Below are 23,809 nucleotides of genomic sequence, written 5' to 3' on the forward strand. Positions count from 1 at the left end.
GACATATTATTGCGTAAAAACTGATCTTTGCTACTATTTGATTCTTGGAAAGTCAACAAGGCTGACATAAAATCGAACTGAATAGCATTCGCAAGGAGATCGATATGGCCGATGGTTCGACAGCTCAAGGCGGAGAAAGCCTTTTGTTTCTGACAGATGAGCATTTGCGCAAAGGGATTGAAGCGATGTTCTTTGCTTATCGCGGATTTACGGCTGATCCGGATCGGATTTTGGCGAACTACGCGTACGGTCGCGCGCACCATCGTGCGGTTCATTTCATTCATCGAAGTCCGGGGACCACAGTAAATAATCTGTTACTGGTTCTTGGGGTCACGAAACAGTCTCTAAATCGTGTCTTGCGAACTTTGATCGAAGACGGTTTGGTTGAAAGCCGCATAGGAAAGAAAGATAAGCGGGAACGGCATTTGTTTCTGACCGAAAGCGGTGAGGTTCTCGAAGCCGATCTTTCCGATGCGCAGCGCGCCCGTATGCGGACGGCGTTTCGCGCAGCGGGGCCCGAGGCCGTATCGGGATTTAGGCAAGTTTTGGAAGCAATGATGGACCCGGACCAGCGGCGCCAGTATAAGAATTTCAAGGAGAGCGGTTCATGAGCGATGCAAACGAAGCCCACCTATTAATTGTCGATGACGATGAGCGCATCCGAGGCCTGCTTCAAAAGTTTCTCATTCGGAACGGTTTTTGGGTGACGGCTGCGAGGGACGCCGTGCATGCGCGTCGCATCTTATCCGGGCTTGAGTTTGATTTAATCGTGTTGGATGTCATGATGCCGGGCGAGGACGGAATCAGCCTGACGCGTAGTTTGCGCGAAACGATTACCACGCCGATCTTGCTCCTGACCGCTAAAGGCGAAACAGAAGACCGGATTGCAGGGCTTGAGGCCGGAGCGGATGATTATCTTGCCAAACCGTTTGAGCCCAAAGAGCTACTCTTGCGGATTAACGCGATTTTGCGGCGGATTCCTGCGGCGATTGATGCGCAAAATGGGCCGAAGATAATCACCTTGGGTGCGCTGCGATACGACGTGAGTCGTGCGGAATTGGCGCGAGGCGATGCCCCAATCCGGCTAACGGCAACCGAGAGTGCATTGATGAAAATTTTCACCGCCAACATGGGCGAGGCGCTTTCGCGAGGGCAGCTTGTTGAGGACCTTGGACGCGACAAGGGGCAGGCGCAAGAACGCGCCGTAGATGTGCAAATAACCCGTCTGCGTCGCAAAATTGAGGCCGATCCCAAGCAGCCGCGCTATCTTCAAACCGTTCGTGGCGCTGGCTATATGCTGGGAAGCGATTGACCTTCTAAAACAGGAGTTCGTTTTGACGACTGCTCTTCTCACCCATGCCGATTGCCTTCTGCACGAAACGCCTCAGGGCCACCCCGAACAAATCGCACGTTTGGAGCGGGTCCTTGAGGCGCTTTCGGATGCAAAATTCGACCCTATTCTGCGTAAAAAGGCCCCTTTGGTGGCGGATGATGATTTGCTCAGGGTGCATCCGAAATCGCATATCATGGATATTCGGGATTCAGCACCCGATGCTGGAATCGCCCAAATCGAGGGCGATACATATATTTCGGCGGGCTCGGTTGCCGCCGCATATCGCGCGGCGGGGGCCTGTGTGCGGGCCGTTGATTTGGTGCTGTCGGGCGAGGTTCAAAATGCTTTCGCCGCCGTGCGTCCGCCCGGACATCATGCCGAACGCGAAACGCCAATGGGGTTTTGCCTGTTTGGTTCAGTTGCCGTTGCAGCCAAATATGCGGTGGACGTTTATGGGCTCAAGCATGTCGCGATTATCGATTTTGACGTGCACCACGGAAATGGCACCCAAGACCTCATAGAGGGGGATTCGCGCATTGCCTTTGCCTCGTCCCACCAGATGCCATTGTTCCCCGGAACAGGGTCGGCCGATGAAACGGGTTCCGCGAACAATGTGATGAATGTCCCCCTTGCGGAAGGGTCTGGTGGGGTCGAAATGCGCAGGGTCTATTCCGAGGAAATCCTCCCATATGTGGCTCTATTCCGTCCTGAATTGATCCTTGTCTCCGCAGGTTTCGATGCGCATCGCGCCGATCCATTGGCAGGGCTCAATTGGGAAACCGACGATTTTAGATGGCTCACGGAAAAGATTTGCGATTTGGCGGACCAAACCTGCGCGGGACGGGTGGTCTCGTCTCTCGAAGGCGGGTATGATTTGGAGGCGTTGGCCGAAGCGACGGCCGCGCATGTGGAAATTTTGATGGAGCGCGGCGCATGAGCGACACCCTAGTGAGCGAAATGAGTTTTGAACAGGCGATGGCCGAGCTTGAAGCAGTGGTTGGACAATTGGACAACGGCCAAGTGGCGTTGGACGAGTCGATCAAACTGTATGAACGCGGTGCCAAACTCAAAGAACACTGTGACGCTAAGCTTAAAGAAGCTGAAGAAAAAGTCGCCGCCATTAAATTGGGCGAGGGCGGTGTCCCGATTGGTACGACGCCGGTTGAAGGTCTCTAACACATGTTTGAAAACGCTTTGGCGCAGGCCGCAGACGAGGTTTCGGCCTGTCTTACCCAAACGCTTGCGCGATACCCCAACGTCCCGTTGACCGACGCAATGCGTTACGCGGTGACGGGTGGAAAGCGGCTTCGGGCGTTTTTGGTGATCGAAGGTGCGCGGTTATACGGTGTCTATCCACGGCAATCTGTTTGGGCCGCCGCGGCAGTGGAAGCACTGCACGCATACTCGCTGGTGCACGATGATTTGCCTTGCATGGACAACGATGATTTGCGCCGTGGCCTGCCCACTGTCCACGTGAAATGGGACGAGGCGACCGCCGTTTTGGTAGGCGATGCCTTACAGACCCTCGCGTTTGACCTGCTTGCAAGCAAGGAATGTGCGCCCAAGGCCTCGACACGGATTGAGCTTATCCAAACAATGGCGCGGGCCTCTGGTGGGCAAGGGATGGTGCTGGGGCAAATGCAAGACATAGCATCAGAAACGGCTCTAACGCCGCTAAACTTGGACCAAATTACCGAGCTTCAGGCAAATAAGACCGGCGCGCTTATTCAATGGTCCGCTATGGCGGGGCCGATCCTCGCGGGGCAGGATGTGGGGCCACTGCGTCACTATGCCAATGCGCTCGGCCTTGCGTTTCAAATCGCAGATGACATCATGGATGTTGAAGGCGACGCGCAAAAAGCAGGGAAACGCCTAAACAAAGACACCGAGGCCGGAAAGGCAACGTTTGTCTCGCTTTTGGGGATGGATGAGGCGAAAAAACGCGCATCTGACCTGATTGATGAGGCCGAATCCGCCCTCGCACCCTTCGGCGACAAAGCACAGAACTTGCGCGAAGCCGCGCGTTTCGTTATTGCACGCGAAAGTTAAGCCCGTAGGAGGGCCGCATGAGCCAAAGACCAGTCACGCCTATTCTTGATCGCATTTCGGCCCCCGCCGACATGAAAGCCCTCAGTGACCCTGAGCTGACTCAACTTGCGAACGAGTTGCGCGCAGAGACGATCTCAGCTGTTTCCGTCACAGGAGGCCATCTTGGGGCGGGTCTGGGGTTGTTGAACTAACAACCGCGATCCATGCCGTTTTCGATACGCCCAAGGACCGTTTGATCTGGGACGTGGGCCACCAGTGTTACCCCCATAAGATTCTCACGGGTCGCCGTGATCGCATTCGGACTTTGCGCCAAAAAGGCGGCCTGTCGGGCTTCACCAAGCGCAGCGAAAGCCCGTACGATCCCTTCGGCGCGGCACATTCAAGCACGTCGATTTCGGCGGCGTTGGGATTTGCTGTGGCGCGCGATTTGGGCGGCGCCCCTGAGCACGGTATCGGCGACGCAATCGCGGTGATTGGCGATGGATCGATGAGCGCGGGCATGGCCTATGAGGCCATGAACAATGCGGGTCACTTGAAAAAACGCATGTTCGTCATCCTTAACGACAATGAAATGTCGATTGCGCCCCCCGTTGGCGCGATGTCGAGCTACTTAAGCTCCCTTTATGCGGGCGCACCGTTTCAAGAATTGAAAGCGGCTGCACGTGGCGCGGTGAGCCTGTTGCCCCATCCCTTCCAAGAAGGGGCCAAACGCGCCAAGGAAATGGTCAAACACATGACCGTAGGCGGCACGCTTTTTGAGGAACTTGGTTTTTCCTATGTCGGTCCGATTGATGGCCATGACATGGACGCGTTATTGGCGGTTTTACGGACAGTGAAATCCCGTGCGACGGGGCCGATGCTCATTCACGTACTGACGAAAAAAGGCAAAGGGTACGCCCCTGCTGAAAGTGCCCGCGACAAGGGCCATGCGACTGCGAAATTCGACGTTTTGACGGGCGAGCAGAAAAAACCGCCGTCAAATGCCCCAAGTTATACCAATGTTTTTGCGAAGGCATTGCTCGCCGAGGCGGCAAAAGACGACAAGATCGCAGCAGTGACGGCCGCGATGCCGGACGGTACGGGCCTAAACCTCTTCGCGGAACGCTATCCTAGCCGTTGTTTTGACGTCGGAATTGCCGAGCAACATGGCGTTACATTTGCCGCCGCCCTTGCTGCCGGTGGGATAAAACCCTTCTGTGCGATTTATTCCACCTTCCTGCAACGCGGCTATGATCAGGTGGTTCATGACGTGGCAATCCAGCGCCTTCCGGTCCGGTTCGCGATTGATCGCGCGGGCCTAGTTGGGGCTGATGGCGCGACCCATGCGGGTAGCTTTGACATTGCCTTTTTGGCCAACCTTCCCGATTTTGTCGTGATGGCGGCCGCCGATGAGGCCGAACTTGTGCATATGGTTGCAACTGCCGCCAGCATCAATGACCGCCCCAGTGCCTTCCGCTTTCCACGCGGCGAAGGCGTGGGCGTTGACCTTCCCGAACGGGGTATTCCGCTTGAAATCGGTAAGGGGCGCATGATCCAGGAAGGCGCACGGGTTGCGATCCTTTCGTTTGGGACACGTCTGTCAGAAGTCGAAAAAGCCGCAGAGAAACTTGCCGCGCGGGGTATCACCCCAACGATTGCTGATGCGCGCTTTGCGAAACCGTTGGATCGCGAATTGATCCTTCGCCTCGCACGCGACCACGAAGCGCTAATCACAATCGAAGAGGGCGCAATCGGTGGTTTTGGAAGCCATGTGGCTCAATTGCTGGCCGAAGAGGGCGTGTTTGACACAGGTCTCAAGTTCCGCTCCATGGTGCTGCCGGACACGTTTATCGACCATGCAAATCCAGTTGATATGTATGCGGATGCGGCGATGAACCGCGAGCATATCGAAGCGAAAGTTCTGGATGTGCTGGGCGTGGCGCAGATTTCAAGTCAACGCGCTTAATCTTCCTCTAATAAGGCGCGTAGGCCCGATTGATAGTCGGGAAACAACAGCTTTACGCCTAATTCGTCTCTGATTTTGTCGTTTCGAACCCGTTTTGACTCTGCATAAAAGCTTCGCGCCATCGGTGACATTTCTGCTGTGTCAAAATCAATCGCGGGTGGGATTGGCGCGCCGAGAAGTTCGGCGGCAAAACCGATCACGTCCTCGGGTGGCGCAGGGAAGTCATCACAGACGTTATAAATCGCCCCCGGGTTGGGGTGCGCCACGCTGGCCGCCAAAACTTGCGCAATGTCCGCGACATGGGTCCGCGAAAAGACCTGATTTTTCTTGATAATCCTGCGTGCCGTTCCATTGCGCACCTTTGCAAAGGGGCCACGCCCTGGGCCGTAAATCCCCGCAAGGCGAAATATATGAAGAGGTAGCCCCGCGGATTTAGCCAGTTCTTGCCATTGAGATTCCGCCAAGACGCGCATTTCGCCGCGCTTTGTTGAAGGCGTGAGCGGCGTAGCCTCATCAACCCAGCCGCCGTCATGGTTGCCATAAACGCCCGTTGTCGAAAGATACCCAACCCATTCAAGGTGCGGTGCAGCGCGGGCGATTTCATCGCCAAGTGTTTTGAGGACAACGTCACCATTCTCATCCGGCGCAATTGACACTAACACATGCGTTGCAGTTTCTAATGCAGGGGAAATCGACGTTCCCGGCCATGCGATGGTCTGGTTACCACCCGCACGACTCGTGCCTGTGATTTGCCATAGATCAGGGTCTAATAGGGCACTAAACGCCTGTGCGCTGTAGCCGTGGCCGAAGGATAAGAGGTGTTTTTTCATCGGGATAGGATGCGAAATCTTGCTTCGGGCCGCAAGCGAGAAACGCCATTGTCGCATTTTCTTCACTTGCACATACCCGAAATCTAGGAACAAATGACCTATGGAAAATAGCCCCCTTAAAACTTGGCCCGAAAGTGCAGCCCGACTGGTTGCTGTCGCGGCCGGAAGAGAAGCCGCAGACCTCGTCATTCGCAATGGCAAATGGGTCAATGTTCACACGCGCGAAGTGCTAGAAGGTTATGATTTAGCCATCGCGGACGGGCGCTTTGCCTATTGCGGGCCTGACGCGCAACATTGCATTGGTCCAGACACGGAGATCATCGACGCCGACGGCGCATTTATGATCCCCGGTCTGTGCGACGCGCATATGCACATCGAGAGCGGCATGTTGACGCCCGCTGAATTCACCCGTGCCGTTGTGCCCCATGGCACGACGTCGATGTTCACGGATCCCCATGAAATCGCAAATGTCCTTGGGCTTGAGGGCGTGCGTTTGATGCATGATGAGGCTCTATTGCAGCCCATAAATGTGTTTACCCAGATGCCAAGCTGTGCGCCTTCGGCACCGGGGTTGGAGACTACGGGTTTTGAGATTACGCCAGAGGATGTGGTTGAGGCGATGAACTGGCCCGGAATTATCGGCCTTGGCGAGATGATGAACTTCCCCGGTGTGGTCAATGGCGATCCAAAAATGCTGGCCGAAATCGCCGCTACCCAGAATGCGGGTAAAACGGTTGGTGGTCACTATGCCAGTCCCGATTTAGGCCCAGCCTTTCATGCCTATGCGGCGGGTGGCCCAGCGGATGATCACGAGGGAACCTGTGAGGCCGATGCGATTGCGCGCGTGCGTCAAGGGATGCGCCACATGATGCGGCTTGGCTCCGCATGGTATGACGTCGAAAGCCAAATTACTGCCGTGACCGAAAAAGGCCTCGACCCGCGCAGCTTTATTCTATGCACCGATGACTGCCATTCAGGGACGTTGGTAAATGAGGGCCACATGAATCGTGTGGTGCGCCATGCGATTGCCTGCGGATGTGATCCTGTAATTGCGCTGCAAATGGCGACGATTAACACGGCAACGCATTTCGGTTTGGAGCGTGAACTAGGCTCTATTGCACCCGGACGGCGGGCCGATGTGATCCTCACGAGCGATTTGACAACTCTGCCGATTGACCGCGTGATTGCGCGTGGCGTGACCGTGGCACAGGATGGAGAGATCAAGGTCGATTGCCCCCATCTTAAGTGGCCCACACATGCGCGGCAAACTGTGAACCTTGGTCGTGACCGTGTCGCCGAAGATTTTGAAATCAAGGCTCCCGAAGGGGCAAATGCAGTGACTGTTAAAGTCATCGGCGTGGTTGAAAATCAAGCGCCGACAAAGGCTCTAACACGGGATCTTTTGGTGGTTGATGGTTTGATCGAAGGGGATCAAGCACAAGACGTTTGCCAGATTGCTTTGGTCGAACGTCATTTGGGCACCGGCGGCGTGACCAATGCCTTTGTTTCGGGTTTCCAATATCAAGGCCGCATGGCTATTGCTTCGACTGTTGCGCATGATAGCCACCATATGATTGTCGTTGGAACGGACCGCGCAAATATGGCCGCAGCTGCAAACCGATTGGGCGAAGTTGGTGGCGGCGTGACTGTTTTTCAGGACGGTAAGGAGCTGGCTTTGGTCGAACTTCCGATTGCTGGGCTTATGTCGGATTTACCTGCCAAAGTCGTGGCGGCGAAGGCTGACAAATTGGTCGAAGCGATGTTGGACTGTGGTTGCACCCTGAACAATGCGTATATGCAGCATTCCTTGCTGGCGTTGGTTGTGATCCCCGAGTTACGGATCAGCGATCTTGGCCTTGTGGATGTAACAAAATTCGAACTGACCGATTTGATTGAGGATAAAGAATGAGAACCGAAGACTTGAATTTACCAGTCCACACACCACCGACAGCTCGGCCCGAAAACTTTGACTCGGCGGAGGCAGCGGTCGCACGTCTTACGGAACTCTACCAAGAAGCCTCCAGCTTTTTGTGCGAAAAATTTAGCTCTAAAGTTTTGGGCCCGCGCCCCGATGCAAAATACCGCGCCTTTTACCCGGAGATTAGAATCACAACGACCAGTTTTGCGCTTTCCGACAGCCGTTTGTCCTTTGGCTATGTCGCCGAACCTGGAACCTACGCCGCGACAATCACACGCCCGGATTTGTTCAAAGGCTATCTGACTGAGCAAATCGGACTGCTCCTTCGCAACCACAACGTGCCTGTGTCTGTGGGTATCTCGACGACTCCGATGCCGGTGCATTTTGCCGTCGCCAATGATGAGGATGTGACAGTACCTCAAGATGGTGCGATGAGATTCCCCCTGCGCGATGTGTTTGACGTTCCCAATTTGGCTACAACAAACGACGATATCGTCAACGGGTTCAACACGGTTTCGAGTGATGGCACGGGCCCCTTGGCCCCCTTCACTGCACAACGTGTCGATTATTCCTTGGCGCGCCTTCAACACTATACCGCTACTCGGGCTGAGCATTTCCAGAACTTCGTACTGTTTACCAACTACCAATTCTATGTGGAGGAATTTGAGGCCTATGCCCGTAAGGTCTTGGCCGACAAGTCCTCTGGGTACACGTCCTTTGTCTCCACTGGCAATGTTGTGATTACTGATCCGCACACGCCGATCATCCCGCCCGAAAAGTCCCCACAGATGCCGACCTACCACCTGAAACGCAAAGACGGTTCGGGCATTACTTTGGTCAACATCGGGGTTGGGCCGAGCAATGCAAAAACCGCCACCGATCACATTGCGGTGCTGCGTCCTCATGCGTGGCTCATGGTGGGACATTGCGCGGGGCTTCGGAATTCCCAGAGCCTTGGCGACTTCGTTCTCGCGCACGGATATCTACGCGAAGATCACGTTTTGGACGATGATCTTCCACCTTGGGTGCCGATTCCCGCCCTCGCCGAAATTCAAATCGCCCTTGAGGATGCGGTCGAATCTGTGACCCAACTAAAGGGGTATGATTTGAAGCGGATTATGCGGACAGGAACGGTCGCCACCATAGACAACCGGAATTGGGAATTGCGCGATCAATCCGGCCCCGTTCAACGGCTCTCACAATCGCGCGCGGTTGCGCTAGATATGGAAAGCGCGACCATTGCGGCCAACGGTTTTCGCTTCCGTGTTCCCTATGGAACGCTGCTCTGTGTCTCGGATAAACCCCTCCACGGAGAACTCAAACTCCCCGGTATGGCGAGCGATTTTTACAAGACTCAGGTGGCCAGACATCTCCAAATCGGGATACAGGCCATGGAGAGTCTGCGCTCGCAACCTTTGGAGAAAATCCATTCTCGCAAGCTCAGAAGCTTCGATGAAACGGCATTTTTGTAAATTACCGTCGTTTTTTTGAAAAAAACTTAGAAAAAAGTGTCTTTTTTCGACACTAATCGTTGTGTAGTTCAACAATATTCAGTTAAATGCCGACGATGAGGCCCAATATCAAGGGCAGAACAAGGAGACCATAAAATGGCAAAACCAATGACCAAGACCCAACTTGTAGCTGCACTCGCAGAGGAAATGGGCTCAGACAAAAAATCCGCAGGCGGCGCACTTGATGCCGTAATCGCGATTATTACACGCGAAGTTTCTGCTGGTGGTTCCGTGACACTTCCAGGCGTTGGCAAAATCTATTGCCGCGAGCGTCCTGAGCGTACAGTTCGCAACCCAGCAACTGGCGAGCAAATTCAAAAAGAAGCCGACAAAGTTGTCAAAATGACAATTGCAAAAGCGCTTAAAGATAGCGTGAACGGCTAAGCTGTTTCAAATGGATGTGCGGCCCTTGTGGCGGCGCAGAAATTGTTTAGGGTCGCCTTTTTGGCGGCCCTTTTCTATTGGCTTCACGAAATTTCCAAAAGGGGACGCAGATGGACTTTCGGTCTTTGTTGATGGGGCTTGTTTTTGCCTTCGCATGGAGTTCCGCCTTTACATCGGCGCGGATCATTGTTGCCGATGCGCCCCCTTGGCCTCCCTCTCGCTTCGGTTTTTCATCTCAGGAATTTTGGGTGTTTTGATCGCCCGCGCGATGGGGCAAACGTGGCACCTCACCCGCACACAATGGAAATCGACATTTGTTTTCGGTCTCTGCCAAAATGCGCTCTATCTCGGGCTGTTCTTTATGGCGATGCAGCGCATTGAAGCCTCTTTCGCGTCGATCATTGCCTCGACAATGCCGCTTCTTGTGGCCTTCGCGGGTTGGGTATTTCTGTCGGAACGCCTCCCCAAACAGGCCGTGGTGGGTCTCGCCGCGGGCTTTGTTGGAACATTTCTGATTCTCGGAACGCGCTTGAGTGGTGGCGTTGATCTGATCGGAGTCGCCTATTGCATCGTTGGTGTGCTCGGCCTTACGGTCGCCACGCTCTCGATGCGAGGCGCGTCGTCTGGTGGAAATGTGATGATGATCGTGGGCTTGCAAATGTTTGTCGGAGCGATTGTTTTGGCGATTGCCTCCGTTGTGATTGGCGAAGACATGTCCGTGAATTTCTCGCCCAAACTCATTGCCGCGTTTTCCTATACCGTTCTTGTGCCGGGCCTGATGGCCACGGTCATTTGGTTCAAGCTGGTGGATCGCATTGGCATGACCCGCGCAGCGACATTCCATTTCCTCAATCCGTTCCTAGGGGCGGCGGTGGCGGCCGTTATGCTGGGCGAAACTTTGGGCATGTGGGACATCATCGGCGTGGTGATAATTTCGCTTGGCATTCTTGCGGTTCAACTCGCGCGCCAAAAACCAATCTAACGAAGCTTCACAAACACGCGACCCTTACCGCGCGCGCCTGACAGGGCGTTTGAAACCTGCTAGCTCCGAAATATGGAATTAGTTTTTGGATATCTGGCGGGACTTCTAACGTTGATCAACCCCTGCGTTTTGCCGGTATTGCCGATTGTTCTGGCGACGGCCCTTCAGGCCAGCCCGCGCGGCCCACTGGCCCTTGCTGCGGGCATGTCGCTGACCTTTGTTGTGCTTGGCGTGGCGCTTTCCACCATCGGCCTTGCGGTGGGGATATTGCCAGAGGATGTCGCCCGTATCGGCGCGGTGTTGATGGTGGTCTTTGGCGTAGTTCTACTGGTGCCCAAACTCGGCGATAAATTCAGCCGCGCGACATCCGGCCTTTCACTGAAAGCAGATCAAAACATTGACGGCTTAAATCGCGAGTCGCTTTGGGGACAGTTCTGGGGCGGAGCACTGTTGGGCGCGGTCTGGAGTCCCTGTGTTGGACCCACCTTGGGCGGCGCGATTGCACTTGCCACCCAAGGAGAGAGCCTCGTTTGGGCCACGTTGATTATGGTGAGTTTTGCCCTCGGAGTCTCGACAGTGATCCTGCTGTTGGCCTATGGCGCGCGCGCAACCTTGCTTAAGCGACAGGCTCTAATGCGCCGAATTGCGGCAAAGTCGCGCGTCATTATGGGGATCACCTTTATCCTCGTGGGCGCTGCAATCTACTTCCAACTTCACATCATTCTCGAGCGCTGGGCGTTGCAAAACCTTCCCGCGTGGCTCGTTGATTTTTCCGTTTCAATCTAGGAGGTCCCAATGGACAGACGATATTTTCTTGCCTTCACTGCCGCCTTGGCAACGCTTCCCCTAAGCGCCCAAGCGAATTCTGGTTCGGTGGCTTATACGCCCGGATTGGTGGACAAAGCCCTCGCCGAAGGGAAAACTGTTTTCATCGATTTCGCCACGGATTGGTGCACCACCTGCGCGGCGCAGAACCGCGTAATTCAAAAGTTACGAGCGGAAAATCCTGCCTATGATGCGGGTCTATTGTTCGTGTATTTTGATTGGGATCAATATTCAAAAGACGAATTAGCTCGTCGCCTGAAAATTCCACGCCGGTCTGTTTTGGTTGTGTTGAAAGGCGACGCAGAAATTGGCCGCGTCACCCTTGGCACCAGCGAGGAAGAAATCAAAGCTCTGTTGGATGCGGGAATCGCAGCCTAGCCGATCTTCCCTTGGTTCGTGCCGACTTGCCCACGGTGAAGTAAAAAATGGTCCAAAATCACGCAGGCCATCATTGCTTCGCCCACGGGAACGGCGCGAATCCCGACACAGGGGTCGTGGCGGCCTTTGGTGATGATTTCGGTATCATCGCCTGCTTTAGACACTGTTTTGCGGGTCGTGAGGATCGAGGATGTTGGCTTGACCGCAAAGCGCACCACGAGGTCTTGGCCTGTGCTAATCCCGCCCAGAATGCCGCCCGCGTGGTTTGAAGTATATTCCGGTCCGTTCGAACCCATACGAATTTCGTCGGCGTTTTCTTCGCCTGTCAGTACTGCAGCATGCATGCCCTCGCCAATTTCAACGCCTTTTACCGCGTTAATACTCATCATCGCGGCGGCCAAATCAGTGTCTAACTTGGCATAAACCGGCGCGCCGAGGCCTGCGGGCGCGCCCTGCGCCACAACCTCAACAATCGCACCGACGGAACTTCCAGATTTGCGTAACCCGTCCAAGTAGGTTGCCCAATCTTTGGCCGATATCGCGTCGGGTGTCCAAAAGGGGTTTTGATCGATTTGATCCCAGTCAAAATTTTCGCGGTCAATGGAATGCGGTCCCATTTGCACCATGAATCCTTTGATCTTAAGATCAGGAAGCAAAATATCAAGAACCGCGCGCGCAATCCCACCTGCGGCTACACGCGCCGCCGTTTCGCGGGCAGAACTGCGTCCGCCGCCACGGTGGTCCCGAATTCCGTATTTCTGATAGTAGGTAATATCGGCATGACCGGGGCGGAATTTCTCGACAATATCGCCGTAGTCCTTGCTGCGCTGATCGGTGTTCTCGATCATCAACTGAATAGGCGTGCCAGTGGTTTTCCCCTCAAAAACGCCAGACAGAATCCGAACTTCATCTGCTTCGCGCCGCTGGGTCGTGTATTTATTTTGACCAGGTTTGCGCAGGTCGAGCCATTTTTGCAGCATCGCCTCGTTGATTTCGACATTGGGCGGGCAGCCGTCAACCGTCGCCCCAAGGGCGGGTCCGTGGCTTTCACCCCAAGTTGTGACTCGAAAGAGGTGTCCAAAACTGTTCATCGACATATGCGGCTCCTTTGCTCTGATCTGTACATGTCCCCTGCGTTTGGCTCAAGTGGATATGCCTTGCACCAATGCAATCAGATCAATAGGTGTGGTCTTACCTCGGGGGGCCTTAGTGGCTGAGATACGAAAGTGGACCCGTTGAACCTGAACCGATTAAGATCGGCGGAGGGAAGGTCTGGGATTCTCCCCCTTCATCCGCCCGTCGCATGATGGAGAATACGAATGAAATATTCCATGATTGCAGCGGGTATCGTTTTGGCCAGCGCGGCCACGGCGGATACCCAAGAGCTGACAGTTTATACCTACGATAGTTTTGTGTCCGATTGGGGGCCGGGTCCGGCGATTGAGAAAGCGTTTGAAGCGCAATGCGAATGCGACTTGAAACTGGTTGGTGCGGGCGATGGTGCCGCCCTTTTGGCGCGCGTCCGTCTTGAAGGCGTGCGAACAAAAGCTGACATTGTCCTTGGATTAGACACGAATTTGACGGCGGCTGCGGCGGAAACGGGTCTCTTTGCGTTGCACGGGCAGGAGGGCGTCGCGTTTGACTTACCAATCGAGTGGGAAGACACAATGTTCATCCCCTATGATTGGGGCTATTTCGCGTTTATCTATGACAATACAAAGATCTCCACCCCTCCTGCAAACTTTAAAGAGCTGGCAGCAAGCGATCTGAAAATCGTTATCCAAGACCCGCGCAGTTCCACACCGGGCCTTGGTCTTTTGATGTGGGTGAAGGCGGCCTATGGCGATGAAGCCCCCGCCATTTGGGAAGCGCTTTCGGACAATATTATCACCGTGACCAAAGGCTGGTCCGAGGCCTATGGCATGTTCCTTGAAGGCGAGGCCGATATGGTTTTGTCCTATACGACCAGCCCCGCCTATCATTTGATCGCGGAAGAGGACGCCAGCAAAAGTGCTGCGCCTTTTGAAGAGGGACACTACTTGCAAGTTGAGGTCGCGGCCAAGGTTGCGCATACCGATCACTCGGATTTGGCCGATGAATTTTTGGCGTTTATGGTGAGCGATGCGTTTCAGTCGATCATTCCGACAACCAATTGGATGTACCCCGCGGTGACGCCGGATGACGGTCTGCCTGAGGGGTTTGAAACTTTGACCATCCCAACAGAGGCGCTGCTTTTTGCAGCTGGGGATGCGCAAGCTGAACGGGACGGAGCGCTTGAGGAATGGCGTCTCTCTCTGTCAAAATAAAGCGCCAACGCGGCATAGGGTTCTGGGTGGGGGCGGCGGTGGCTGCTCTCATTCTATTCTTGTGCTTTGGCACCGTTGGCATTGTCGCGTGGCGCGCAGAAGCCGGCAGCACGATTAACGAGGCAGACATTTCCGCTCTGACATTTACGGTCAAACAGGCGCTTCTCTCCGCGTTTTTTAGCGTGATTTTGGCAATCCCCGTAGCGCGGGCGTTGGCGCGGCGGTCGTTCTTTGGGCGGCGGGTGTTGATCACCTTACTTGGCGCGCCTTTCGTGCTTCCAGTTATTGTTGCTGTTCTTGGGTTGCTGGCAGTTTTTGGGCGCTCGGGAATTGTGAGTTGGCTTCTGGGGCAATTCGGAATCGCACCGATTCATATTTACGGTTTGCACGGCGTGGTTCTTGCGCATGTGTTCTTTAATCTGCCGCTTGCTGTGCGTCTGATCCTGCAAGGGTGGTTGGCGATCCCGTCGGAACAATTTCGCCTCGCGGCGTCCCTTGGATGTAAAGCGCGAGATCGTAGACGACTCCTTGAATATCCAATGCTCGCAGAGGTTGTTCCTGGGGCCTTCGCGATTATCTTTCTCATCTGCACAACGAGTTTCGCGGTCGCGCTTGCTATCGGGGGCGGGCCAAAATCAACGACGCTTGAGCTCGCGATTTATCATGCCTTCCGCTTTGATTTCGACCTGAGCAAAGCCGCGCTTCTGGCGATTTTGCAAGTTGCTCTGTCGGGCTGCGCGGCTCTCTTGGCTTGGCGTTTGGCGCGGGCTGCATCTGTGGGCGGGGGATTTGATCGTATGGTAAATCATTATGCGACAGGGAGTTCGCATGTGGGGGATAGTGTCTGGCTTTTGATGACGTCTCTCTTCTTGGGGCTGCCGCTGGCGATGATTGTGATTGACGGGGTTCCGAGGTTTTTTTCGCTGCCGCTTTCGGTGTGGCAGGCTGCGGGGCGCTCCTTTTTGGTGTCGATGGCGACCACAGGCTTGACCGTTGTGTTTGGGCTATCACTGGCGTTTTGGGTGACGCGTTTGCGGGGGACGGCGCGTGGTTTGGGGGAGGCTATTGGCTATCTGACAGTCGCGGTTTCGCCACTTGTTATGGGAGCGGGATTGTTCATTGTGATCTTTGAATTTGCGAGTCCGCAGGATTGGGCGTTGCCGATTACGGCCTTGGTGAATTCGATCGTGGCATTGCCGTTTGCGATGCGGGTTTTCTTGCCAGCGGTTGAGGCCTGTGACGCGCGGTTTGGGGCTTTGGCACAGAGCCTTGACCTGAAGGGATTTGCACGTTTTCGATTGTTGGAAGCGCCGCGTTTGGCGCGTCCGATTGGCTTTGTCGCAGGGCTGGCCGCAGCGCTTTCGATGGGGGATTTGGGCGTGGTCGCGCTGTTTGCGGACCCTGCGCGCGCGACACTGCCTTTGGCGCTTTATGACTTGATGGGGGCCTACCGTATGGCCGATGCGGCGGGGGCTGCGCTGTTGTTGATGCTACTTTCACTGGGTGTTTTTTATCTGTTTGACCGAGGAGGGCGCACCGATGCTCCGCTTTGACAATGTGACCCTAATGCAGGGGAGTTTCGCCTTAAAGGCCGATTTTGAGATCGAAACTGGCGATCATGTTGCGGTGATCGGGCCTTCTGGTGCGGGGAAGTCGACGCTAATTTCTGCGGTCGCTGGTTTCCTTGCGCCAACGACGGGAAAGATCTTTTGGCAGGGGCAGGATTTGGCCTCATTAGGGCCGGGTGCGCGGCCCATGAGTATCTTGTTTCAGGACAACAACCTGTTTCCGCATCTCTCCGTTGCCCAGAACGTGGGGCTTGGGCTTCGGCCCGATTTGCGGTTGTCCAAGGAGGAGAGCGCGCGGGTTGCAGAGGCGTTGGAACAAGTAGGGTTGGAGGCGAAAGCCGAGAGCAAACCGGCGGAACTTTCGGGGGGGCAAATGGCGCGTGTGGCGATCGCGCGGATGGTGCTGCGGGCCCGTCCATTGATGCTGTTGGATGAGCCGTTTTCGGCGCTTGGACCCGCGCTTAAACGCGAGATGTTGCAGCTTGTGAGTGACGTTGCCAACGACACGGGCGCGACGCTTTTGATGATCACCCACGACCCCGAAGATGCCCGTCGGATCGCGCAGAAAACCGTGCTGGTGGCGGGGGGCAATGCGTTGCCACCGATGGACACGCAGGACGCGTTGGATGATCCGCCCGCAGAGCTTGCGGCCTATCTTGGGGTCTAGATTTTAAAAAAAGCGCCCTTCGAAAAGGACGCTTTTTAAACTTTTTAAACTTTGAAACAGCCTAGTGTTTGCGTTTGTAGGGCGCCCAAATCTTTTTGTTGACCAGATACAGAAGCACGGACAGAAGCAAAAGCATCAGCACGGCGACGAAGCCAGCCTGCTTGCGGGCCATCATTTTTGGCTCTGCAGTCCACATCAAGAAGGCCGCAACATCTTCGGCTTCGTGGTGGATTTCGTTGCTGTGACCGTCGTCGAAATCAACATCTTCGCCGGCAAGAGGGGGAGCCATCGCGATCCAGCCACCAGGGAAGGCGGTGTTTTCATAGAACGTCGATCCGGCTTCTTCTTTTTCTTCACCTGTGTAGCTGGTGAGGAGAGCGGCGATGTATTCTGGTCCACCGATGCCCTGAATAAGCTGGTTGAGCCCTGTGCCGTATGGGCCGTGGAACGCAGCGCGTTTTTTGGCCATGAGCGAGAGATCAGGGGCGTTTTCAAGACCCGAAGCGGGGAAGTGATCGGAAGGTTTGGCTTCGCGGAAGTCATCCAACTCAGGATCGAAAACTTCGAACTGAGTGGAATAGGCGCGAACCTGCTCTTCGGGAAGCTCAGGGCCGCCTGCGTCCCCAAGGGTGCGCAAAGCGACGTATTGCAAGCCGTGACAGGCCGAACAAACTTCAGTGTAAACCTTGAGGCCACGTTGAAGTTGGTTTTGGTCGTATTTACCAAAGGGACCTTCGTAAGAGAAATCCGCATCATGGATGCTGGCTTCGTCGCCCGCTGCGAAAGCCGATCCTGCTGATAAAATGACAGCAGCAAAGGCGGAAAGGGTGAGTTTCTTGATCATTGTTCTCTGATCCTTTCTCACTTCGCCGCAGATGCGTCGGACGCATCTTTGGGATAGTGGGCGTTGAAATCGTCTTCGATGGTGTCAGGCATTGGGAGTGGTTTCTCGATCACGCCAAGGAGCGGCAGGATGATGAGGAAATACGCGAACCAATATGTGGCACCGATGAGCGAGATCCAGTCATGTGGGAACTCTGTATCACGGGAACCAACCCACATCAGGACCAAGAAATCGAGGGCCAGAAGGGCAAACCACCATTTGAACATGGGACGGAAGCGACCAGAACGCACGCTGGATGTATCGAGCCAAGGGGCCAGAGCCATCACAAAGATCGCGCCAAACATTGCGATCACACCAAAGAACTTAGCGTCAACAATGCCGCCTGTGAGGGCAGAAGTCAGTTGAACAGCCCAAACATCCGCCGTGAAGGCCCGCAGGATCGCGTAGAAGGGCAGGTAGTACCATTCAGGAACAATGTGCGCAGGTGTCACAAGGGGGTTCGCAGGGATGTAGTTGTCAGGGTGGCCGAGGTAGTTTGGCATGAAGCCAACGACCGCAAAGAACACAGTTAGGACAACCGCGAGAGCAAAGAAGTCTTTGATCACGAAGTAGGGCCAGAACGGAAGCGTATCTGCTTCAGCTTCTTTTTTGGAACCGCGACGTACTTCAACACCTGTGGGGTTGCCGTTGCCCGTTGTGTGGAACGCCCAGATGTGAACGATCACAAGGCCAGCAATCACGAAAGGCAGCAAGAAGTGTAGCGAGAAGAAGCGGTTGAGCGTGGCGTTATCCACCGCAGGCCCGCCAAGGAGCCATGTTTGCAAGGCTTCGCCCACGAAGGGGATCGCACCGAACAAGCCGGTAATAACAGTCGCGCCCCAGAAGGACATTTGGCCCCATGGAAGAACGTAGCCAAGAAAACCGGTCGCCATCATCATCAGATAGATGAGCATGCCGATGATCCAAGTGATCTCGCGCGGGGATTTGTACGAACCGTAGTAAAGGCCACGGAAGATGTGCAAATACACGGCGATAAAGAACAGGGACGCGCCGTTTGCGTGCAGGTAACGCAGCATATGGCCACCATTCACGTTGCGCATGATGTGCTCAACGCTTGAGAAGGCGAGGTCAACATGTGGCGTGTAGTGCATCGCAAGAATGATGCCGGTAATGATTTGTAGCACCAGACAGAATGCCAAAACGATACCCCAGATCCACATCCAGTTTAGATTTTTGGGTGTGGGGATCATGATTGTATCGTACAAAAGGCCAATTACGGGCAGACGCTCGTGGACCCATTTTTCAAAGCCCGTCTTGGGCTCGTAATGATCGTGCGGAATTCCTGACATTACGTTTTCCCTATCCGAGTTGAATTGTTGTTTCGTCTACAAAGCCAGCGACTGGAACCGGAAGGTTCTCGGGTGCTGGACCTTTGCGGATGCGACCGGCTGTGTCGTAGTGGCTGCCGTGACAAGGGCAGAACCAGCCGTCAAAATCGCCTGCGCCGTCGCCCAAAGGCACACAGCCAAGGTGCGTACAAACGCCCATCATCACGAGCCATGCGCCGGCTTCGTCCAAGGTGCGGTTCGCGTCATCTGCGTTATTCAGATCCGAGAGGGGCCCGACATCAAGGATGTTGGCGTTGCGTGCGTGGTGATCCACAAGATCGGCCGTATCGCCTGCACGCCCTTCTTCGATTTCAGTCTCGGTACGGTGACGGATGAAAACGGGCTTACCGCGCCATTTTACTGTCAGCTGCGTACCAACTTCGACCTCTGAAATATCAACACGAATTGAGGCTAGGGCTTGGACATCTGCGCTGGGATTCATCTGATTGACTAGCGGCCAGACGGCGGCACCAGTCGCAACTGCTGCTGTACCTGCTGTCGCATAGTACAGGAAATCCCGGCGTGTGCCTTCGTGATCTTCTGCGTGGGACACGAGTATCTCTCCATTTTTTAGCTTAGGTAGCTAGAAACGTTCGTCACCCGCATATGCGCGGGAGGCTTAAAACGGTGTTTAGCGGCCCAATTCGTTCCCGTCTAGCGGTCAATCTGGCGCAGATTGAGAGATAAATGTGGATTGTGGGGTTTTCGCCGCGAAAATCGTACCTATTTAGGGGGAATCGTTGCCGTCATTGAGTCGCGAGCGGCGAATCCTGCATACCAATCGTCCAAAAGTGGTGCCGATTGGCGCCATCCTCGGTCGTCGTGGCGAAAATCGACATAGCCAAGCGCACAGGCGACGGCGATCTGCCCCATTGAGATTGGACCTTCAAGATGTGGAATCCAGCGCGCCTCTAGGGCGGCAATGGCGTTTGCAATCTTGTGCCACTGGGCCTCGATATAGTCATGAAATTGTTTGTCGACGGGGCGGAGGCGCGTTTCATAGACCATCAAAATGGCTGCGTCCAAAATTCCGTCTGCGGTGGCCTCAAGAGTCAAAATATCCCAACGCGAATTGTCGTTGCCATAAAGGCCGCTCTTGGCGCGGGCATCCAGATACTGACAAATCACACGGCTATCGTACAGGGTTGCGCCGTCTGGCCGTGCAAGGGCGGGGACTTTGCTGAGCGGATTTTGCGCGGCGTATCCTTTGGCCGGGGCGAGGGGCGTTCCATGCGTCGGGACCAGCTGCACGTCATTAAGTCGCCCAGTTTCATGCAGCAGGACCATAACTTTGCGAACGTAGGGCGAGGTCGGACTATAAAAAAGTTCCATGTAAAATTCCTTTGAATATTAGTCGTTGGAGCCGAGCATCAGCGCCGCAAGGGTATTGGTTTCATGCCCCAAGTTATGGGCCTTGGTCATTTTTGCCGCCGCGTGTCGCGCATCAGTGGGTTTATTTTGCCCGAGTTTCCATGTCCCGTCGATGTTTTCGATGGTCATTCGGCAGGGGACAATCATTCGCATCATCTTTTCAAGGGGTTCGGGCGACATTTTATCTGCCTTCCACGGCGTTTTGGGGAGCAGGCGGGCTTCGTTTGCAGCGGAGAGGCGATCAAGGTGGGCGCGTAGTTCTGTCGCTTCTAACTTTTCGAGTGTGCCACGCAGGTGGACGGATATATAGTTCCACGTGGGAACTTGTTCGTCGATCTCGTACCAATCGGGGGAGATGTAACTATCTGGTCCCGCGACGGAAACCACAGCCTGTGCGGGATTAGAAAGCGCGCGGGCGATGGGATTGGAGCGCACCAGATGCAGCTCGACGGTTTTACCATCGTCGGAAATTAAAAACGGGATATGCGCCAATAAGGGGCCGTCTTCGCCATTGATCGCAAGGGTGCCAAACCCGCGCTCACGGGCGAACCCGAGGTTTTGCTCAAGGCTGGCGTCGTGGAAAATGGGATTCGGGTGCATTCTGCGTCCTTTGTCGATTTTGGACCAGTGTCACCTCAAAATACAGTCGGTCGCAAGTTGGATTTACGCAGAGCCGGTTTATGGGAAGTCGATACCCGCCGTATCTGGCATCCAAACGGGGTGTTTCACCATAATATGGGCAAAGCGGGGCGAGGCCAGAAATGTTTCTAGCCAGCGGATCAAATCGGGCCAAGGCTGTGCGTCAAACCACACGCGATCGACATTGGCGAATTGGCGCACGAAGGTGACAATGCCCATGTCGGCGAGTGTTGGGTGCTCGCCCAAAAGATATGGGGTGTGGGCCAGTCGCGTATTTAGGTCTTGTAGAAACAGGGAGGCTTTTGTGCGCTCCTCGGTGGAATCGACGCCCTCATAGCGGGTCGCGTATTTGTAACGATCCAGCGCGGATTTAAACGGGCCATCAGAGCGCTTAATCAGCGCGAGAGCCTCCGCTTGACCGTTGAGCCAGCCCTCGGGATCGTTTTGCGACAAGGCCCAGATCATAATGTCGAGGCTCTCGTCGACCACGCCGTTTGGCAGAATCAAAACCGGTACGGTCCCTTTGGGGGAGGCCTCAAGCATGGCTTCAGGCTTGTCGCGCAACAGTATTTCGCGGAGTTCGCAGGGGATTTGCGCGGAGGCAAGGGCAAGGCGGGCGCGCATGGCGTAGGGGCAGCGGCGAAAGGAATAGAGGAGGGGTTTCATGCGGTAAGCTGATTTCCCGTCACGCCGAGGATCGTCGCCTGAACGATTTGGCCCTCGATTTGCGGAGCGTCGAAATGCACCTCGGTGAATTGCTCGGTGCGGCCCATATGGGGGTTTTCCAGCAGAATAGAGTGCGATTTTCCAACTTGCGCCGCGAGGTGCAGGGCAACCCGTTCGTCGCCAGCCTTGCGAAGACGCGCGGCGCGGGATTTGATCGCGTTGCCATTCACGGCGGGCATCCGCGCGGCGGGGGTGCCTTCGCGGGCGGAATAGGGGAAGACGTGGAGCCACGTTAGATCGCAGTCCGTCACCATTTTAAGGGAGTTAGCAAACATCGCCTCAGTTTCGGTGGGGAAACCCGCGATGATATCTGCGCCGAAGGTCATTTCGGGGCGCAAACGTTTGGCTTCCTCGCAAAAGGCAATCGCATCGTCGCGCAAATGGCGGCGTTTCATGCGCTTGAGGATCATGTCGTCGCCCGCTTGCAAGCTAAGGTGAAGATGCGGCATCAGGCGCGGTTCGGTCGCGATGGCCTGCATTAGGTTGTCGTCCACTTCGATGGAATCAATCGAGCTGATCCGAAGGCGGGGCAGGTCGGGGATCAGTTTGAGAATGCGCATCACTAAATCGCCAAGTTTCGGCGTGGCGGGCAAATCGGCGCCCCAACTGGTGAGGTCAACGCCCGTCAGCACCACCTCGTTGTAGCCTTTTTGCACGAGGCGTTTGATTTGGTCGATGACAACGCCCGCAGGAACGGAGCGCGAATTGCCGCGGCCATAGGGGATGATGCAGAAGGTGCAGCGATGATCACAGCCGTTTTGGACCTGAACATAGGCGCGACTGCGGGTGCCGAAGCCGTCGATCAAATGGCCCGCGGTTTCGGTGACGGCCATGATGTCGTTGACCTGTACCGCCTCGGTTTGGCCGATGAAATCGGGGGCCATCGACGCCCAAGTCTCGGCCTGCATTTTTTCGGTATTGCCGATCACGATGTCGACTTCGGGCATGGCGGTAAAGGTGGCGGGTTCGGTTTGCGCCGCACAACCCGTCACGATCAATTTCGCGTCTGGGTTTTCGCGGCGTAATTTGCGGATTTCCTGCCGCGCTTTGCGGACAGCTTCCGCCGTGACCGCGCAGGTGTTGATGATGACGGCGTTTTGAACGCCTGCCGCTTCAGACAATTCCTTCATCGCCTCGGTTTCATAGGCGTTGAGGCGACAGCCAAGGGTCGTGAATTTTGGCGCGATGAAATTGGGGATACTCATTTGACGGTATCCAAAAACGCGCGGTTTAGGCTGGCGTCAAAGACATGCATGGTCGCGCCCGTCATCCAGACACCATCGTCGCGCCAGTCAATTTGGAGTTCGCCACCGTCAAGCACAACCTCCGCACGACGCCCAGTGAGGCCACGGCGGGCGGCGGTGACCGCACTTGCGCAACTGCTTGAACCCGATGCCATCGTGACGCCCACGCCGCGCTCCCAGACCCGCATTCGGATGCGATCAGGGGCAAGAAGCGAGATGAACTGCACGTTGGTGCGCTCGGGGAAAAGGGGGTGCTGCTCAAACTTCGCGCCGAGAGTTTCCAGATCAATGGCGTCCGCGTCCTCAACGATAAAGGTGCAATGTGGATTGCCCATGCCCGTGGCGGTGGGATTGCCGTCAATGGGGAGGCCTAATGTGTCGATATTTTCCGCGATCGGCACGTCGTTCCAGTTTAGGAGCGGCGCGCCCATGTTGATCCGCGTGAGGCCATTGCCCGCGTCTTCGCCCAAAAGCACACCGCGCTCGGTGCGCAGAGTCACGTCTGAGGCACCAGATTCGGCCATCAAATGTCGGGCAATACAACGTGTGGCATTCCCGCAGGCCCCTGCAGTGGACCCATCAGCGTTATAAAACACCAACTCAACGTCCGAATCCTTACTGTCGAGGATTTCAGCCAATTGATCGAATCCCACACCAAGGTGCCGATGCCCTAATGCACGCGCCAAAGCAGGCGTCACAACGGGTGTGCGCCCACGAGAATCGATAACTACGAAATCATTTCCCAGCCCGTGCATTTTCATGAAAGGAAGGGAATCCATTGGAAAAGCCTGTGTCATAAGGGCGATATAGACCCCCTGAAAAAGATTTACCAGCAATCCGACGGAAAAGTGTGAAAAGAGGCTTGACCCCAGCGCTCCACAAACTTAGAGAAGCCCGACAA

The 23,809-nt window shown here is 55.3% G+C and carries 23 protein-coding genes, 2 pseudogenes and 1 riboswitch; of the genes and pseudogenes, 15 read left to right on the plus strand and 10 right to left on the minus strand.

All coding sequences use genetic code 11. From position 1 onward, the window contains the following. Nucleotides 1-104 precede the first annotated feature (104 nt). From RC74_RS07205 to dxs, 6 genes and pseudogenes are all read left to right on the plus strand, one after another. Nucleotides 105-611 carry a MarR family winged helix-turn-helix transcriptional regulator gene (locus tag RC74_RS07205; RefSeq protein WP_039003244.1) on the plus strand — a complete coding sequence of 169 codons (507 nt, stop codon included), beginning with the start codon at nucleotides 105-107 and terminating at the stop codon, nucleotides 609-611. Further along, nucleotides 608-1,312 (plus strand): response regulator, encoded by a 705-nt coding sequence (locus RC74_RS07210; protein WP_039003243.1) that lies wholly within the window; start codon nucleotides 608-610, stop codon nucleotides 1,310-1,312. Before RC74_RS07205 ends, RC74_RS07210 begins: the two co-directional genes overlap by 4 nt. A 22-nt stretch (nucleotides 1,313-1,334) precedes the next feature. Further along, complete coding sequence (locus RC74_RS07215) at nucleotides 1,335-2,270, plus strand: histone deacetylase family protein (protein WP_039003242.1); 936 nt, start codon at nucleotides 1,335-1,337, stop codon at nucleotides 2,268-2,270. Next, a complete protein-coding gene (locus RC74_RS07220) occupies nucleotides 2,267-2,509 on the plus strand; it encodes an exodeoxyribonuclease VII small subunit (protein ID WP_039003241.1) in 243 nt (80 codons plus the stop codon). Before RC74_RS07215 ends, RC74_RS07220 begins: the two co-directional genes overlap by 4 nt. A gap of 3 nt (nucleotides 2,510-2,512) precedes the next feature. After that, nucleotides 2,513-3,382 carry a polyprenyl synthetase family protein gene (locus RC74_RS07225; RefSeq protein ID WP_039003240.1) on the plus strand — a complete coding sequence of 290 codons (870 nt, stop codon included), beginning with the start codon at nucleotides 2,513-2,515 and terminating at the stop codon, nucleotides 3,380-3,382. A gap of 17 nt (nucleotides 3,383-3,399) precedes the next feature. Beyond that, nucleotides 3,400-5,327, plus strand: a pseudogene (dxs, locus tag RC74_RS07230) (1-deoxy-D-xylulose-5-phosphate synthase). Here dxs and RC74_RS07235 read toward each other — a convergent pair. Continuing rightward, nucleotides 5,324-6,157 carry an SDR family oxidoreductase gene (locus RC74_RS07235; protein ID WP_039003260.1) on the minus strand — a complete coding sequence of 278 codons (834 nt, stop codon included), beginning with the start codon at nucleotides 6,155-6,157 and terminating at the stop codon, nucleotides 5,324-5,326. The pseudogene dxs and the gene RC74_RS07235 sit on opposite strands and share 4 nt — an antisense overlap. Nucleotides 6,158-6,257: 100 nt before the next feature. Between RC74_RS07235 and ade the strand changes: the two genes are divergently transcribed. The 6 genes and pseudogenes from ade (at nucleotide 6,258) to RC74_RS07265 (ending at nucleotide 12,155) form a co-directional block, all read left to right on the plus strand. After that, entirely contained in the window at nucleotides 6,258-8,066 is a 1,809-nt protein-coding gene (gene ade / locus RC74_RS07240) for an adenine deaminase (protein WP_039003238.1), read from the plus strand. Beyond that, entirely contained in the window at nucleotides 8,063-9,547 is a 1,485-nt protein-coding gene (locus RC74_RS07245) for an AMP nucleosidase (RefSeq protein ID WP_039003237.1), read from the plus strand. The genes ade and RC74_RS07245 overlap by 4 nt, the downstream gene beginning before the upstream one ends. Nucleotides 9,548-9,682: 135 nt before the next feature. Beyond that, nucleotides 9,683-9,970, plus strand: a complete 288-nt coding sequence (locus RC74_RS07250; protein ID WP_039003236.1) for an HU family DNA-binding protein — start codon at nucleotides 9,683-9,685, stop codon at nucleotides 9,968-9,970. A 110-nt stretch (nucleotides 9,971-10,080) separates the two neighbouring features. Beyond that, nucleotides 10,081-10,952, plus strand: a pseudogene (locus RC74_RS07255) (DMT family transporter). A 72-nt stretch (nucleotides 10,953-11,024) separates the two neighbouring features. Next, entirely contained in the window at nucleotides 11,025-11,738 is a 714-nt protein-coding gene (locus RC74_RS07260; RefSeq protein ID WP_039003234.1) for a cytochrome c biogenesis CcdA family protein, read from the plus strand. A 9-nt stretch (nucleotides 11,739-11,747) separates the two neighbouring features. Then, on the plus strand, nucleotides 11,748-12,155 hold the full coding sequence (locus tag RC74_RS07265) for a thioredoxin family protein (protein ID WP_039003233.1): 408 nt from the start codon (nucleotides 11,748-11,750) through the stop codon (nucleotides 12,153-12,155). On the opposite strand, the gene aroC is transcribed toward RC74_RS07265, so the two are convergent. Beyond that, entirely contained in the window at nucleotides 12,152-13,252 is a 1,101-nt protein-coding gene (aroC, locus tag RC74_RS07270) for a chorismate synthase (RefSeq protein WP_039003232.1), read from the minus strand. The two genes, RC74_RS07265 and aroC, sit on opposite strands and share 4 nt — an antisense overlap. Nucleotides 13,253-13,342: 90 nt before the next feature. Further along, a riboswitch (TPP riboswitch) is annotated at nucleotides 13,343-13,440 on the plus strand. A 34-nt stretch (nucleotides 13,441-13,474) separates the two neighbouring features. Between aroC and thiB the strand changes: the two genes are divergently transcribed. The 3 genes from thiB to RC74_RS07285 are packed head-to-tail and all read left to right on the plus strand — an operon-like array spanning nucleotide 13,475 to nucleotide 16,696. Then, nucleotides 13,475-14,461, plus strand: coding sequence for a thiamine ABC transporter substrate binding subunit (thiB, locus tag RC74_RS07275; RefSeq protein ID WP_039003231.1), 987 nt, complete (start codon nucleotides 13,475-13,477; stop codon nucleotides 14,459-14,461). Beyond that, complete coding sequence (locus tag RC74_RS07280; RefSeq protein ID WP_039003230.1) at nucleotides 14,437-16,014, plus strand: thiamine/thiamine pyrophosphate ABC transporter permease ThiP; 1,578 nt, start codon at nucleotides 14,437-14,439, stop codon at nucleotides 16,012-16,014. Before thiB ends, RC74_RS07280 begins: the two co-directional genes overlap by 25 nt. Beyond that, on the plus strand, nucleotides 16,001-16,696 hold the full coding sequence (locus tag RC74_RS07285; protein ID WP_039003229.1) for a thiamine ABC transporter ATP-binding protein: 696 nt from the start codon (nucleotides 16,001-16,003) through the stop codon (nucleotides 16,694-16,696). Before RC74_RS07280 ends, RC74_RS07285 begins: the two co-directional genes overlap by 14 nt. Before the next feature lie 61 nt (nucleotides 16,697-16,757). Here the strand turns inward: RC74_RS07285 and RC74_RS07290 are convergent, their stop codons facing one another. From RC74_RS07290 to dapF, 8 genes are all read right to left on the minus strand, one after another. Then, nucleotides 16,758-17,540: a cytochrome c1 gene (locus RC74_RS07290; RefSeq protein ID WP_039003228.1), complete on the minus strand. Its 783-nt coding sequence runs from the start codon at nucleotides 17,538-17,540 to the stop codon at nucleotides 16,758-16,760. 17 nt (nucleotides 17,541-17,557) lie between these two features. Continuing rightward, complete coding sequence (gene petB / locus RC74_RS07295) at nucleotides 17,558-18,889, minus strand: cytochrome b (protein ID WP_039003227.1); 1,332 nt, start codon at nucleotides 18,887-18,889, stop codon at nucleotides 17,558-17,560. A 10-nt stretch (nucleotides 18,890-18,899) separates the two neighbouring features. After that, nucleotides 18,900-19,481 (minus strand): ubiquinol-cytochrome c reductase iron-sulfur subunit, encoded by a 582-nt coding sequence (gene petA / locus RC74_RS07300; RefSeq protein WP_039003226.1) that lies wholly within the window; start codon nucleotides 19,479-19,481, stop codon nucleotides 18,900-18,902. Nucleotides 19,482-19,651: 170 nt separating this feature from the next. Then, the gene (locus tag RC74_RS22085) at nucleotides 19,652-20,260 is read right to left on the minus strand and encodes a glutathione S-transferase (RefSeq protein ID WP_039003225.1); all 609 of its coding nucleotides are present in this window, start codon (nucleotides 20,258-20,260) and stop codon (nucleotides 19,652-19,654) included. Between the two features lie 18 nt (nucleotides 20,261-20,278). Further along, nucleotides 20,279-20,899 carry an FMN-binding negative transcriptional regulator gene (locus tag RC74_RS22090; RefSeq protein WP_039003224.1) on the minus strand — a complete coding sequence of 207 codons (621 nt, stop codon included), beginning with the start codon at nucleotides 20,897-20,899 and terminating at the stop codon, nucleotides 20,279-20,281. Between the two features lie 78 nt (nucleotides 20,900-20,977). Beyond that, on the minus strand, nucleotides 20,978-21,604 hold the full coding sequence (locus tag RC74_RS07315) for a glutathione S-transferase (protein ID WP_039003223.1): 627 nt from the start codon (nucleotides 21,602-21,604) through the stop codon (nucleotides 20,978-20,980). Beyond that, complete coding sequence (mtaB, locus tag RC74_RS07320) at nucleotides 21,601-22,869, minus strand: tRNA (N(6)-L-threonylcarbamoyladenosine(37)-C(2))-methylthiotransferase MtaB (protein WP_156477428.1); 1,269 nt, start codon at nucleotides 22,867-22,869, stop codon at nucleotides 21,601-21,603. The genes RC74_RS07315 and mtaB overlap by 4 nt, the downstream gene beginning before the upstream one ends. Further along, on the minus strand, nucleotides 22,866-23,687 hold the full coding sequence (gene dapF / locus RC74_RS07325) for a diaminopimelate epimerase (RefSeq protein ID WP_236940043.1): 822 nt from the start codon (nucleotides 23,685-23,687) through the stop codon (nucleotides 22,866-22,868). Before dapF ends, mtaB begins: the two co-directional genes overlap by 4 nt. Nucleotides 23,688-23,809 lie beyond the last annotated feature (122 nt).

The organism is Falsihalocynthiibacter arcticus (assembly GCF_000812665.2).
GTDB lineage: Bacteria > Pseudomonadota > Alphaproteobacteria > Rhodobacterales > Rhodobacteraceae > Falsihalocynthiibacter > Falsihalocynthiibacter arcticus.

Bases quoted from the DNA above. Each gene is read 5' to 3' on its own strand.
- RC74_RS07205 (WP_039003244.1), top strand. From the start codon at position 105: ATGGCCGATGGTTCGACAGCTCAAGGCGGAGAAAGCCTTTTGTTTCTG.
- RC74_RS07210 (WP_039003243.1), top strand. From the start codon at position 608: ATGAGCGATGCAAACGAAGCCCACCTATTAATTGTCGATGACGATGAG.
- RC74_RS07220 (WP_039003241.1), top strand. From the start codon at position 2,267: ATGAGCGACACCCTAGTGAGCGAAATGAGTTTTGAACAGGCGATGGCC.
- RC74_RS07225 (WP_039003240.1), top strand. From the start codon at position 2,513: ATGTTTGAAAACGCTTTGGCGCAGGCCGCAGACGAGGTTTCGGCCTGT.
- RC74_RS07235 (WP_039003260.1), bottom strand. From the start codon at position 6,157: ATGAAAAAACACCTCTTATCCTTCGGCCACGGCTACAGCGCACAGGCG.
- ade (WP_039003238.1), top strand. From the start codon at position 6,258: ATGGAAAATAGCCCCCTTAAAACTTGGCCCGAAAGTGCAGCCCGACTG.
- RC74_RS07245 (WP_039003237.1), top strand. From the start codon at position 8,063: ATGAGAACCGAAGACTTGAATTTACCAGTCCACACACCACCGACAGCT.
- RC74_RS07250 (WP_039003236.1), top strand. From the start codon at position 9,683: ATGGCAAAACCAATGACCAAGACCCAACTTGTAGCTGCACTCGCAGAG.
- RC74_RS07260 (WP_039003234.1), top strand. From the start codon at position 11,025: ATGGAATTAGTTTTTGGATATCTGGCGGGACTTCTAACGTTGATCAAC.
- RC74_RS07265 (WP_039003233.1), top strand. From the start codon at position 11,748: ATGGACAGACGATATTTTCTTGCCTTCACTGCCGCCTTGGCAACGCTT.
- aroC (WP_039003232.1), bottom strand. From the start codon at position 13,252: ATGTCGATGAACAGTTTTGGACACCTCTTTCGAGTCACAACTTGGGGT.
- thiB (WP_039003231.1), top strand. From the start codon at position 13,475: ATGAAATATTCCATGATTGCAGCGGGTATCGTTTTGGCCAGCGCGGCC.
- RC74_RS07280 (WP_039003230.1), top strand. From the start codon at position 14,437: ATGGCGTCTCTCTCTGTCAAAATAAAGCGCCAACGCGGCATAGGGTTC.
- RC74_RS07285 (WP_039003229.1), top strand. From the start codon at position 16,001: ATGCTCCGCTTTGACAATGTGACCCTAATGCAGGGGAGTTTCGCCTTA.
- RC74_RS07290 (WP_039003228.1), bottom strand. From the start codon at position 17,540: ATGATCAAGAAACTCACCCTTTCCGCCTTTGCTGCTGTCATTTTATCA.
- petB (WP_039003227.1), bottom strand. From the start codon at position 18,889: ATGTCAGGAATTCCGCACGATCATTACGAGCCCAAGACGGGCTTTGAA.
- RC74_RS22085 (WP_039003225.1), bottom strand. From the start codon at position 20,260: ATGGAACTTTTTTATAGTCCGACCTCGCCCTACGTTCGCAAAGTTATG.
- RC74_RS22090 (WP_039003224.1), bottom strand. From the start codon at position 20,899: ATGCACCCGAATCCCATTTTCCACGACGCCAGCCTTGAGCAAAACCTC.
- RC74_RS07315 (WP_039003223.1), bottom strand. From the start codon at position 21,604: ATGAAACCCCTCCTCTATTCCTTTCGCCGCTGCCCCTACGCCATGCGC.
- mtaB (WP_156477428.1), bottom strand. From the start codon at position 22,869: ATGAGTATCCCCAATTTCATCGCGCCAAAATTCACGACCCTTGGCTGT.
- dapF (WP_236940043.1), bottom strand. From the start codon at position 23,687: ATGGATTCCCTTCCTTTCATGAAAATGCACGGGCTGGGAAATGATTTC.